Here is a 13,398-nt window from a genome sequence, read left to right as displayed (position 1 = left end):
CGCGGACGGGGCGTCACGCCGCCTGGTTGAGCCACTCCTCGTAGGCGCGGAAGTCGTAGTCGCGCCCCAGGAAGGCATTCACCAGCCGGGCCGCGTCGTCGGAGCCACCCGGCTCCAGCACCGCGCGCCGGTAGGCCTGGGCGGGCTCCGGGGCCAGCAGCCCCTTCTGCTGGAACACCGTGAACAGGTCCTTCGCGATGACGAGCGACCACATGTACGTGTAGTAGTTGGAGGAGTACCCGTCGAGGTGGCCGAAGGAGAGGTGGAAGTAGGTGCCCTCCACGTACGGGAAGGGCGTGAACTTCCCCTGGAGCTCGCGCACGAGCGACACCGTGTCCACGCCCTCCGGCTTGCGCCGGTACAGCTCCAGGCTGAGCGCCGCGTAGAACATCTGCTGGCGCACCCACAGCCCCTTGCCGAACTCCTCCGCGCGGCGCATGCGCTCCACCACGTCCGCGGGGATGGGCTCGTTCGTCTGGTGGTGCCGGGCGAAGGTCTGGAGGCTGGCGGTGTCACGCGCCCACTCCTCCAGCATCTGCGACGGCGCCTCCACGAAGTCCCACTCCGTGCGCACGCCGGACACGCCCGCCCAGCGCGTGTGGCCGCCGAAGATGTGGTGCAGCAGGTGGCCGAACTCGTGGAAGAAGGTCTCCACGTCGCTGTGCTGGAGCAGCGCGGGCTCCGCGCCGGGACGGGGGAAGTTGCAGACCAACACCCCTTCCGGCAGCCGCCGGCCCGACTTCCCGCTGGTCAGCGTGAACTGGGCGGCGTGCTTGTACTTGTCGTCGCGCGGGTGCATGTCCAGGTAGAAGCGCCCGCGCAGCGTGGTGCCCTCGAACACGTCGTAGGCCTCCACGTCCGGGTGCCACACCGGCGCGTCCGCGACGCGGCGGTAGGTGACGCCGAACAGGCGCGCCGTCAGGTCGAGCACGCCCTGCTTCACGCGCGTGTACTCGTAGTAGGGCCGCACCACCTGCGAGTCGAAGGCGTACTGCTCCGCCTTCACGCGGTCCTCCAGGTACGCCTGGTCCCACGGGTTGACGCGCTCGGCGCCGGGGACGTCACGGCGCTTGCGCTCCAGCAGCGTGGCGTAGTCGCGCTCCATGCGCGCGCCGGACGCGGCGGCGATCTTCTCGATGAAGTCCGAGGCGGCCCGCTCGTCCCGAATCATCTTGTCCTCAGTCGCGTAGGCCGCCCAGCTCCGGTAGCCCAGCAGCGTGGCCAGCTCGTTCCGGCGGGACACCATGCGGTGCAGGACGTCCGCGTTGGCGGGGTGGCCGCGCTGGCGGAAGACGCGCCACAGCTGCTCGCGGGCCTGGGCATCCCGCGAGTACGTCATGAAGGGGACGATGTCCGGGTAGTCCGTGGTGATGCGCACCTTGCCGTCCGGCCCGGGCGGGTGGGCGCGCACGTAGTCATCGGGCAGGCCCTCCAGCGCGGACGGCGCCAGCGCCTCCGTGCGCGTGTCCTGGCGGATGTTGCGGCTGAACTCCTGGCCGATGCGGACCAGCTCCTCCTGGAGCGCCTTCACCCGGGCGCGGGTGGCGTCATCCCGGTCCACGCCCGCGCGGCGGAACTCGCGCAGCACCTTCTCCATCCACTTGCGCGTGGCGGCGTCCTCGCCGGACAAATCCAGCGCGGCCAGCACGTCATAGACGCCCCGGTCCATGCGGATGTCGTTGCCGAGCGTCTCCAGGGCCTGCTCGGCGGCCTCAGCGGCCTCGCGCATGGCGGCGTCCGGGTGCGCATGGCGGGCGACGCTGGCGCGGGCTCCGGCGTCGTCGAGCGCGGCCGTGGCCTCGTCGTAGAGCTCCAGCACCTCGCGCGTAATGTAGGGGGGACGGAGGGCCTTGAGCTGGGCGATTCCCGCTCGGGCGGCGGCCATGGCCTCCTCACCGGCGCGCGTGAATTCGGCCGGCGGACAGGTGACGAGGCGGGCGGCGTCGGGGACTTGGCTCTCTGACACAGTCTGCTCCTGGACGTGGTGACGGCGAAGGTACGGCCGCAAAGGTAATGCGCCGGACGCCGGGGAGCAGCAGGGATTGGCGGCGGAAATACAAGAGGCCGCCCGGCGCATGCACGCCCGGCGGCCTCCGTGAGACACGCGGTGCTCCCAGCCCGGCTACGGCCGTTCCGTCGGGCTCAGTGAGTTCTGTGGCTGACGGACGGCCCGTTGCACGAAGTCCGCGCCGTTGTCGTCAGAGTCCCAGCCGTTGCCGAAAGACGCGTCAGCGCCGCCCTCCGCCATGGTGGCGACGGTCGAGGTGTCCAGGGCCTTCCGCTCCAGGCTGCCGCCCGTCGCAGGGTGAGAGGGCGCCGAGGTGCCTTCTGGCGAGTTCCCGGTGCCCCACGCCACCTTGTCCACCGCCACGTCATTGACGTTGGTGGTCAGGCCAGGCCCGATGCGGATGTGACCTCCACCCGTCGTGGAGGCCGAGGCGTCGAACGAATAGGCCAGGTCCCGCGCCACGGAACCGCTGTAGTTGCTGCCCCCCAGGAGGAAGTACCCATGGGCGCGGATGACAGTCCCGGCGGGAATGGTGACGGTGCCGGCGTAAGCGGGCCCTGTCGCGGACTTGTACTGCACCTGCCAGTCGCTGAGGTCCACGTCGGTGTCCGTCGGGTTGTAGAGCTCGATGAACTCATCGGTCGCCGCGGTCCCGGTTCCGTTGCCGCCGCTCACCTCGCTGATGACGACGTGGTTGGCCACGGGGGGCGGCGACACCACCGTCACCGTGCCGTAGTTGCCCGTGCTCGCCTCCGCGACGACGCCGTCCTGGTCGCAGTACACCCACGCCTGAGCCGACTCGGGCCCTTGCGTGAAGCGGTAGCGGAAGCCGTAGATGTAGCTGCCCGGCGCCTCGATGTTCAGCGGAGCCACCAGCTCATCGTTGTTGCCCGGCGTGGCGTACCCCGCGTTCGGCTGCGCCGGCACCCACGTCCACGACTCCGGTGAGGCCGCGTCGGCTCCATAGCCCAGCTCCGCCACCAGGTGCGGGAAGCCGTCGTTGCCGTTCGTGTTCCGGGTGCTCACCTGGGGCTCGTAGAACTGGCTGTAGACGGCCTCCGCGTGGCCCGCCTGGATGGGCGTGGCGAAGGACTTCGGATACTGGATGGCGCAGTAGTCCACCGGGCCGGTGAGCTCCACGCCGCAGGACGCGTTGGCGCCGCCCGGCGTGCCCTGTCCGCCGCCCGAAAGCGGCGCCTCTGAATCACACCAGTACCAGGCGTGCTGGCTGGCCCGCGTCCCCACCACCACGGACGACAGGTTCATCGAGCGCCCCGTCGTCTGCGGGAAGGAAGCCGAGTACGCCACGTCATCCACCACGGTAGCGCCCATCTCGACGAAGAGGTGCCCCGAATGGCCAAGCTCGAAGAGCGTGCTCCCGTAGCCGTACTGGGCCGCCACGCCGCCGTTGGTGGCCACCTCCGTGTTGTTCGCGAGGACGAAGGTGCCTCGCCCCGAAACGATGAGCGGCCGGTCACCGGTCGTCAGCACGCTGAAGTCCGTCTCGCCGCCCGCGCCATCGTCGAAGCGGATGCGCAGGTTCGCGACGTCCCTCGGTCCGTCGACGGTGCTGGTCAGCTCGATGTATTCGGTGGTGTTCGCATCCGGGCGGTGCATCACCTCGCTGATGACCAACTCACCCGCCGCGGGCGCGGGCGCCGTGGCACAGGTGCCCTCGAAGCAGACGCCGTCCTGGCCCGGACAGAGCTCCGAGGTGGGCGTGTACTCGCACTCCGCCAGGCCCGCCGTCACCACGCACGCCTCCGCGTAGGTGACACGCTGCACGCCATCCTCATCACACTCCGGCGCGCGCGGCGTGCAGACGACATCGCCGCAGGGCCCCGGCACCTCGATGGAGACGAACGCCACGGTGCTGCCGTTGTTCGCGCCGTCGAAGACGCGGAGCCCGAAGTATCCGGTAGCAGCCTGGGACGGCGGCAGGGCGTGAATCACTTCCTCCGCCTGCCCCGGCGCCCGTGGCGCCGCCGTGGGCACCTCGCTGGCCAGCGCGAAGCTCTGCGCGTCCATGGGCCCGGCGCTGTAGCGCAGCTCGTAGCGGGCGGCGTTGCCCACGACGCCGTTGTCTCCCGTGGCCAGCCACGTCAGGCGGACCGTCGTGTTGTCCACCAGGCTGGCGCTCAACACGGGCTCGGCGGGCGCGACATCGTCGGTGATGGTGACCATCGTATCGACGGAGGGCAGCGCCGGGCTCTCCGTGGTCGCGGAGAGGACGAAGCTGCCCGCCTGGTCCACCGTGAGGTCGGTGAAGACGGCCACGCCCGCCACCGGCGCCACCGTCAAGGTGCCGCCCAGCGTCACCCCCGGCGCGCCCACCAACTGGAGCGTCACCGACGGCGCCGTGACATTCGACACATTGCCGAACCCATCCTGCAGCGCCACCCGCGTCTCGGACAGCGGCGCCAGGACGGTGCCCGGCTCCGGAGGAGCGACGAACACGAGCTGCACGGGCTCGCCCGCCTCCACGGTGAAGTCATACGTGTCGGCCACCGCGGCATCGCCGTCCGTGAACGTCACCGACTGCGCACCCGCCGTTTCAAAGGTGATGGTGAAGGTGTGCACGCCCTGGTCCGCCTCGGTGTACGTGTACGTCGACAGCGGCGCGGCTTCCGGGTCCGTCGACGTGGGCTCCACCGTCCCCTCGTACGCCGTCAGCACGTTGCCGAAGCGGTCCTGCGCGGAGACGGTGAAGGACTGGGGCTCGCCCGCGACACTGGGCTCCGTCGGCCCCACGACGGACAACGCCGCGAGGAGTCCAGGCTGCACCGTCACGGAGTCCATCCCCGTCAGCGTCGCCGTCAGGGTGTCCGTGACGACGAGCTGACCGCTGCCCACCGCGGCGAACGTCACATTGAAGAGGCGCTGGCCAGCGTCCGACTCGGTGAAGGTGTAGTCCGAAGGCACGGTGGCCTGGGCGTCCCCCGGAACCTCGAAGTGGACGGTGCCCTGGTAACCCGAGGCGAGGTTGCCGTGTGCATCCCGCACCGACACGGTGGCCGCCACGGGCTCGCCCGCGAGGGTCGTCGCGGAGTCCAGTTGCACCGTCAACTGCACAGCGGGGCCAGACAGGACCTGGGTGCTCACCGTCGCCGTCAGCCCCGCGTTGCCCGCATCCCGCACCGTCACCGAGCGCGCCCCAGAGGTCACCAGCGTCACCGAGAACGTGTGCTGCCCCGCGTCCTGCCCGGGAACGAAGGTGTAGTCCGCGGGCAGCGTCGCCTCCGGGTCATCCGACTCGAAATGCACCGTGCCGGTGTAGCCCGTGACGAGGTTGCCGAAGCCATCTCGCGCGGTGACAGTGAGGCTCTGCGCCTCGCCAGCCGCCACCTCCGAGGGGAGCGCGCTCAGCGTCAACTCAGCGGCAGCCCCCGTGCTCACCTCCACCTCGAGCGTGTCGGTCAGCTCCGGCTGCGCCGTGTCCTCCACGGTGACGCTCTGGGCTCCCGCAGTCAGCAGCGTCACGCCGCTGAAGGTCCGCTGCCCCGCATCCGCCGAGGTGAACGTGTGGTCGCCCGGCAGCTCCGCCTCGGCGTCGGTGGACGTGAAGCGCACCGTGCCGGTGTAGCCCGTGGCCACGTTGTCGAAGGCGTCATGAGCCGTCACCACCACACTGCCCTCGGCGCCCGCTGCCACCGGTGAGGCCAGGCCCGTGAGCGCCAGTCGGACGGCGTCGCCCGGCTCAATGGTGAACGTGTCGCTGGGCTCCGGGTTCAGCCCCGTGGCCAACGCGATGAAGCGGTGCGTTCCCGCCTGCTCCACCACCACGCCGGAGAAGGTCGCCACGCCCGCGACCGCCGCCACCTGCAACGGCGTGAAGCCGGGCACATCCTCCAGCGAGAGCGTCACTGGCGACGTGGCCGTGGTGACGACCTGTCCGTCGTCATCCAGCAGCGAGACGCGGAGGTCCGGCTGCGTGTCCCCCGCGTCACCATCCACGGGCTGCTGGGAGAAGACGAGCCGCGCGACGCCCTGCACCTGCGTCTGCACCATCAAGCTGGCGGAGCGGACCGCGTTGCCCTGGTTGTCCGCCACGCGCAACGCCACATGGTAGTTCGTGCCAGGCTGAAGTCCCGTGAGGACGGCGGCCTCCTGCGTGCCAGCCTCCGCGGGCTCGCCCAGGCCGCCCACCGGCGTCGCCTGGTTGAAGTCCGCGTCCGTCTCAATGGGGTTCAGCGAGTAATGCAGCGCATGCGACGCGGCCCGCCCCTGGTCGCCGTCATCACCCACGGCCGTCCAGGACACCGTGACGCTGTCGGGCGTGGCCGCGGTCGCGGCGAGGACAGGGATGGCGGGGAACACGTTATCGACGATGTCGAGGTCCGTGCTCGTGGCGGGCGTCAGTCCCTCCGCAGTGGCCTGGAGCTGGTAGCGGCCCTCCGTCTCCACATGCACGCTGGAGAAGGACGCCAGCCCCTCCACGGGCGCCACCTCGGTGACACCGCGCAACGGCACTCCGCCCGCCGGCGCCAGGGACAGCGTCACCGAAGGCGCGCCCACGGGCGTCCGGTTGCCGTGCGCATCCTGGAGCACCACCTCCACCGCGGTCAGCGCGGCGCGCACGGACGCATGCGAGGGCACGCGCGCGAAGGCCAGCGCCGCGGTCCGGTCCGCCGTGACGCGCACGTCCTGGCGCCCCGCCAGGCCCGCCTGCGCGGCGTCCTGCACGTCGACCCGCTGGGTGCCCGCCCGCCGGAGGGTGATGCCCGTGAAGCGGAAGCGGCCCGCGTCCGCCTCCGTGAAGATGTGCCCGCCCGGCAGCGTGGCCGTGGCGTCAGAGGACTGCACGCTCAGCGTGCCGCGATAGCCACTGGCGACGTTGCCGAACGCGTCACGCACCGTCACCTCCGCATCGTGCGAGGAGCCCGCGATGGCGTTTGGCGGCAGCCCCGTCACCTCGACGGTGGCGGCGGCTGCTGGCGTCACGTCGAACGAAGGACTGACGGCGCCCTCGACGCCGGTGGCCTCGGCCTTGAGCTGATAGCCCAGGCCCGCGCGCGTCAGCACCACTTCCTGGAAGCGGGCGACGCCGTCCACGGCCTGAGCCCGGAGCGTGCCTCCCAGGGAGGCCCCACCCGGGCCAGCGGCCAGCGAGAGCGTCACCTCGCCGGTGATGGACGGAACCCGGCGGCCGTCGGCGTCCCGGAACTCGACGTCCAGTCCACCCATGGGTGCACCGGCTCGGGCCGCCAGCGAGGACGCCGCGAAGGCCAGCCGAGAGGCCCGCGGTACGGTGAAGCCGACGACGGGACGCGAGCCCAGCACCACCGCGCCGCCCTCGGCATCCACCGAGGCCGTCACCCGCTTCGAGCCGCCTCGCGTGGACACCACGGACGCGGTCGCCACGCCCTGGGCGTTCGTCCGGTCCGCCGGCTGCGTCACGGTGTTCCCGTCGCCGGAGACCTCCACCCGCACCGCGCGGCCCTCCATGGGCGAGCCGTCCTTCTGCCGCACCGTCACGGTGATGGTGACCGCGTCCACCCCGTCCGCCAGCACCTGCTCCACCCGGTCCACCTGCACCGTGGAGAGCGCCGCGTCGGGCAGGGACTTCGCTGGCGGAGGGAACGGCGGCGTGGCGCTGTCACCACACCCCACCAGCACAACGCCGAGGCACAGCACGCCCAACCCCAGCAACCGGGTGAGCGCGAGAGGACAACGGGACATGAGCGGCTCCGGGAACGAACGGACCCCGCACGGAAGAGAGCACTCGCGAGGTCCCAGTGCCTTCTACCAGACAAGTCCCTTCACCACGTAGACCCCCACCAGAGCTTTGCATCCCGGGTGGAACCCGCGGGGTTGTCGTGACCCATGTCCCGTCAGGCGCGGCCCGCTACATGCCGAGCGCGGCCATGAGCGCGCCGCCGCCCAGCAGGGACTGGCCGCCGTCGCAGACCATGATGGAGCCGGTGATGTAGGACGAGCCTTCCGACGCCAGGAAGAGCGCGAGCTGGGCGATGTCCTGCTTCTTCCCGAAGCGCTGGAGCGGCAGGGCCTGGGCGAGCTTGTCGCGGCCCTCGTCGCTGGGGGCCAGCCGGCGCATGCCCTCCGTGTCGTCGATGGGGCCGGGGGTAATCGAGTTGACGCGCACGCCGGAGCCGCCCCACTCGATGGCCAGCACGCGGGTGAGCATGTCCACGCCGGCCTTGGCGGCGCAGACGTGGGCCTGCATGGCCATTGGGAGATAGGCCTGGGGCGCGGAGATGTTGATGAGGGACGCGCCCGGCTTGCGCAGGTGCTCGAAGGCGGCGCGGCTGATGTTGAAGGTGCCCAGCACGTCGATGTCCATGACGGCCTTGAAGCCGTTGGAGGACATGCCCAGCGCGGGCGCGGGGAAGTTGCCAGCGGCGCCGCACACGACGACGTCCAGCTCACCGTAGGCCTCGCGCACCGTCTGGAGCGCCTTCTCCACCGCGGCGAAGTCCCGGACGTCGGCGGCCACGCCCATGGCGGTGCCGTGCGCCTGAAGCCCCTTCACCGCGGCCTCGAGCTTCTCCACGTTGCGGCCGTTGATGGCCACCTTGGCGCCCGCCTTCACGAAGGCCTCGGCGATGCCGAGGTTGATGCCACTGCTGCCGCCAGAAATGAACGCCACCTTGCCCGCGAGCAGCCCGTCCCGGAACACGCCATCAGCCATTTGGACCCGTCTCCTGTGGAAGCAACCGAGCGGGGACTTGAACAAACCCGCCGCACTGCGTCCATGACGTTCGCCGGGCCGACAGCGGAACCGGGGTCCGTATGTTAGAGGTCGCGCCATGACCCGCCGCCGCCCCGAAATCCTCGCCCCCGCAGGGGACCTCGACTCGATGAAGGCCGCGCTCGCCAGTGGCGCGGACGCCATCTATTTCGGGCTGGACGAAGGGTTCAACGCACGCGCCCGCGCGGAGAACTTCTCGCTCGCCACGCTGCCCGGGACGCTGGCGCTCGTGCACCGCGCCGGGGCTCGCGCCTATCTGACGCTGAACACCCTGGTCTTCGAGCCCGAGCTCCCGGTGGTGGAGGACATCCTGCGCCGCATCGCCGAGGCCGGCGTGGACGCGCTCATCGTCCAGGACCCCGCGATTGCGCTGGTGGCGCGCGCGGTGTGTCCACAAATGGAGGTCCATGCCTCCACGCAGATGACGATTTCGAGCGCGGAGGGCGCGCGCTTCGCCAAGGGCCTGGGCGCCACGCGCGTGGTGGTGCCGCGCGAGCTGTCTGTGGCGGAGATTCGCCGGCTGGCGTCGGAGACGGACGTGGAGCTGGAGGTCTTCATCCACGGCGCGCTCTGCATGTCGTGGAGCGGCCAGTGCCTGACCAGCGAGGCGTGGGGTGGACGCTCCGCCAACCGGGGACAGTGCGCGCAGTCGTGCCGGCTTCCGTACGATTTGGTGGTGGATGGCCAGACGCGGGAGCTGGGGGACGTGCAGTACCTGCTCAGCCCCAAGGACCTCGCGGGGGTCATGGCGGTGCCGCAGCTCGTGGAGATTGGCGTCCACTCGCTGAAGATTGAAGGCCGGCAGAAGGGGCCGCAGTACGTCGCCACGGCGGTGCAGGGCTACCGGCGCTGGGTGGACGGCGTGTCCGCGGGGACGCCGGACACGGGCGCGCTGCGCAAGGACCTGGCGGACATGACGCTGTCGTACAGCCGGGGCTTCTCGCACGGCTTCTTCGCGGGCTCGGACCACCAGACGCTGGTGGAGGGGCGCTTCCCGAAGCACCGGGGCGCGTACCTGGGCCGCGTGGAGTCCGTGCACGGCCGCGACGTGCGCGTGGTGGACGACGTGGAGGGGCGTCCGTGGACGGGCGGGCTGGGCCAGGACGACGCGCAGGCGCGCGCGGCTGCGCCCGTGGGCAAGGTGTCCGCTCCGCTGGAGACGGAGACACCGGTGGCGGCCGAGGTGTCGCCCCGCCCCGGCATGGGCGTGGTGTTCGACGACGGGCACCCCGAGGACAAGCACGAGCCCGGCGGCCCGCTGTTCCGCGTGGAGCGCAAGGGTCGCGGCTGGGTGCTGGGCTTCGGCAATCCCGGTCCGGACATGGGCCGGGTGAGGCCGGGCCAGCGCGTCTGGATGACGAGCGACCCGTCCCTGGCGAAGCGCACGGAGGAGCTGCTGGGGCGCGGCGAGCCCGAAGGCCGCGTGCCCTTGGAGCTCACGGTGACAGGCGCCGCGGGTTCGCCGCTCACGGTGCTGGGCCGGGCGCGTGGTGGACACGTCTCCACGGTGTCCAGCGAGGTGGCGCTGGCCGAGGCGCGCGCGGGTGGCATCGACGAAGCCCTGCTGCGCGACAAGCTGGCGGCGCTGGGCGGGACGCCGTTCACGCTGACAGGCCTGGAGACGTCCGGGCTGGCGGCGGGGCTGCATCTGCCGGTGTCGGAGCTGAAGGCGCTGCGTCGCCGGCTGGTGGCGGCGCTGTCGGAAGCCGTGGCGCGCGGTCCGGTGCGGACCGTGAACGAAGGCTCCACGCTGGAGTCCCTGCGCGCGTCGCTGCGTGAGCGCGTGAAACCAGCACCCCAGGCGGTGGAGGACGTGCGCTTGCTGCCGCTGTGCCGCACGGACGAGCAGCTCGAAGCGGTGATTGCCGCGGGGCTCCCCGAGGTGGAGCTGGACTGGATGGAGCTGGTGGGCCTGCAGCGCGCGGTGGAGCGTGCGCGCGCGGCGGGGCTGCGCGTGACGATTGCCACGGTGCGCGTGCAGAAGCCGGGCGAGGAAGGCTACGACGCGCGCATCGCGAAGCTGAAGCCGGACGCGGTGCTGGTGCGGCACTGGGGCGCGATGATGCACTTCCTGGAGCGGCCTCCCGCGCCCGGGGAGACGCGCCCTGCCCTGCACGCGGACTTCTCGCTCAACGTCACCAACTCCGTGACGGCGCTGCACCTGCTGGGGCTCGGGCTGGACACGCTGACGTTCGCGCATGACCTGGACGCGGTGCAGCTCGGGGCCATGCTGGAGCACCTGCCCGCGGAGCGCTTCACGGTGACGGTGCACCACCACATCTCCACGTTCCACACCGAGCACTGCGTGTATTCCCACACGCTGTCTCACGGGCGTGACTACCGGAGCTGTGGCCGGCCGTGCGAGAAGCACCGCGTGTCCCTGAGGGACCACAAGGGGCTGGAGCACCCGGTGGTGGTGGACGTGGGGTGCAGGAACACGGTGTTCAACGCGCAGGCGCAGAGCGCGGCGTCGCTGGTGCCGTCGCTGCTCGCGCGGGGCGTGCGGCGCTTCCGGGTGGAGTTCGTGCGCGAGTCTCGCGAGGAGGCTTCGCGCGTGCTCTCCGCGTACCAGGAGCTGCTGGCGGGCCGAATCTCCCCCGCCGAGGCAGTGCGCCGCGCGGCGGTCCACGAGCAGTTCGGTGTGACGAAGGGCACGATGAAGGTGCTCAACCCCAGCTCCACCGTGCAGCGCTGACGCTGAAGGCGACCGCGCTCAGCGGGAGCCCGTGGGCACGGCGCGGCGTGAGAAGCGCAGGACAGCCCGGAACACGTCTTCCGTGGCGTCCGCGTCCAGCCCCTGCGCCTCGGCCCACTGGCGCCGGGTCTCCAGCAGGCTCGCCTCGCGCTCCGCGTCGGGCAGCGGCAGTCCGTGCTCGGACTTCAGGTGGGCGGCTTGCTGGATGAGCTGAGCGCGACGATTCAGGAGCTGCACCAACTCCTGGTCCAACGCGTCCACGCGCTCCCGGACTTCCGTCAGCCCAGGCGGCGCGGCGACAGGCTCCGGGGTACCCGAGCGCCCTGACTCACAGCCCAGGTGGAGCTGCGTGAGGGCATCCAGCAGCCGCACCCGCGCGTCCCGCGCGTAGGGGTTCTCCGACTGCACGACGCCGAAGAGGTGGGGCACCTCCAGCCGCGCGTACTCCTCCAGGCGGGCCACCGGCTGGAAGCTGGGCGGCGCGAAGGGCAGGTCCTTCCCAGCCTCTGCCTTGAGCAGTCCGTGGGCCAGGAAGAAGGTGAGCACATGCGTGCGCGCCATCAGCGCGTCGTGCGCATCCGGCGACAGCTCCGTCACCTCGCAGCCGATGCGCTCGAACAGCGCCCGGGCCTTGCGCACGGCCTCCGGGTGCAGCTCATTCGGGCACACCACCGTGCGGCGCGGCAGGTCGCCCCTGGCCAGACTGGCCGGGCCGAACAGCGGATGCGTGCCTGCCCAGGGGATGTCTCGCCCCAGCACCGAGGCCAGCACCTGCACGGGCCTCACCTTGACGCTGCCGACGTCGAGCACCGTCTGCGTTGGCGACAGGTGCGGCCGAAGCGCCTCCAGCACCGAGCGCATGGCGGACACGGGCATGGCAAGCACCACCAGCCCGGCGCCTTCAACAGCCTGGGCCAGCGTCAATGCCCTCAGTGCCGCGGGCACGTCGTCCTGGCTCGGCTCGTACACCCGATGCCGGAGGCCCGCTTCCAGCAGGAGGCCAGACAGGGCACGGCCAAAGCGGCCGTACCCCAGCAGCGCGATGCTCTCCGTCATGTCGCCGGGCTCCGAATCCAAGGTGTTCCTGGAACTCTCGCATCGGCGACACGGGGGACGAAAGCCCCTCGGGGTGGATGCTCAACGCCCCTGGAAGTGAGGGGGACGGCGTTCCGCGAACGCGGAGAAGGCTTCGGCGAGGTCATGGGATTGGAGGAACGCGGAGTTCCACACCGCCACATAACGCAGACCATCCGCGATGGATTTGTCCGCGCAGTACTCCATGACCTGCTTGGCGCCTTGGACAACGAGCGGGGGATTCTCGGCGATGCGCTTCGCGGTCGCCCGGGCCTCCTCCAGCAGGGCCTCTGGCGTGGGGAACACCTCGTTCACCAGCCCCATGCGCAGCGCGCGCGCCGCGTCCACGTCACCGCCGGTGTAGGCCAGCTCGCGCGTGTGGCCCTCGCCGATGATGCGAGGCAGGCGCTGGAGCGCGCCCAGGTCGGCGACGATGCCTACCTTCACCTCGCGGAGGGAGAACTTCGCCTCCTGGGAGCAGTACCGGAAGTCACACGCGGCGATGAGGTCCATCCCGCCGCCGATACACCAGCCGTGCACGGCGGCGATGACGGGCTTGCGGCAGCGGGCCAGGCCCTCTGTCGCCTGCTGCATGTCGCCAATCAGCGACAGCAGCTTCAAGCGCTCCAGGGCCAGGTTGCCCTCACCGGTGAGCAGCGGCCCCAGGGACTCCATCATCCCCATGAGGTCCAGGCCGAAGGTGAAGTGCTTGCCCTCGCCGCGAATCAGAACGACGCGGACGGCGTCATCCGCATCCAGCGCGCGGATGGCCTCGGGCATCTCGCGCCAGAAGTCGGGCCCCATGGCGTTGCCCTTGCCGGGGCCGGTGAGCACCAGCTCGGCGACGCCTTCGTTCTTCTCGATGCGCAGCGACTTGTAGGTCCCGTCCATTCAGGCCTCCGATTCAAGACG

The 13,398-nt window shown here is 71.0% G+C and carries 6 protein-coding genes; 1 reads left to right on the top strand and 5 read right to left on the bottom strand.

Annotated elements, in window-relative coordinates:
- Positions 1–13: 13 nt before the first annotated feature.
- The 3 genes from HV826_RS10705 to HV826_RS10695 all read right to left on the bottom strand — a co-directional run bounded on the left by HV826_RS10705 (position 14) and on the right by HV826_RS10695 (position 8,657).
- Entirely contained in the window at positions 14–1,966 is a 1,953-nt protein-coding gene (locus HV826_RS10705; protein ID WP_176416906.1) for a M3 family metallopeptidase, read from the bottom strand.
- A gap of 156 nt (positions 1,967–2,122) precedes the next feature.
- Entirely contained in the window at positions 2,123–7,687 is a 5,565-nt protein-coding gene (locus HV826_RS10700; protein ID WP_176416905.1) for a lamin tail domain-containing protein, read from the bottom strand.
- Positions 7,688–7,853: 166 nt separating this feature from the next.
- Positions 7,854–8,657 (bottom strand): SDR family oxidoreductase, encoded by an 804-nt coding sequence (locus HV826_RS10695; RefSeq protein ID WP_163783235.1) that lies wholly within the window; start codon positions 8,655–8,657, stop codon positions 7,854–7,856.
- Between the two features lie 118 nt (positions 8,658–8,775).
- On the opposite strand from HV826_RS10695, the gene HV826_RS10690 reads away from it, so the two are divergent.
- Positions 8,776–11,412, top strand: a complete 2,637-nt coding sequence (locus tag HV826_RS10690; RefSeq protein ID WP_176416904.1) for a U32 family peptidase — start codon at positions 8,776–8,778, stop codon at positions 11,410–11,412.
- 18 nt (positions 11,413–11,430) lie between these two features.
- On the opposite strand, the gene HV826_RS10685 is transcribed toward HV826_RS10690, so the two are convergent.
- Together HV826_RS10685 and HV826_RS10680 are read right to left on the bottom strand one after the other, a co-directional pair.
- Positions 11,431–12,468: a prephenate dehydrogenase/arogenate dehydrogenase family protein gene (locus tag HV826_RS10685; protein ID WP_176416903.1), complete on the bottom strand. Its 1,038-nt coding sequence runs from the start codon at positions 12,466–12,468 to the stop codon at positions 11,431–11,433.
- Between the two features lie 81 nt (positions 12,469–12,549).
- Entirely contained in the window at positions 12,550–13,377 is an 828-nt protein-coding gene (locus tag HV826_RS10680; RefSeq protein WP_176416902.1) for a crotonase/enoyl-CoA hydratase family protein, read from the bottom strand.
- Positions 13,378–13,398 lie beyond the last annotated feature (21 nt).

It is taken from the genome of Myxococcus sp. AM010, assembly GCF_013372585.1.
GTDB classification, from domain to species: domain Bacteria; phylum Myxococcota; class Myxococcia; order Myxococcales; family Myxococcaceae; genus Myxococcus; species Myxococcus vastator.
Note: the sequence above shows the minus strand (reverse complement) of the source record. Positions and strands in the feature narration are given on the sequence as shown.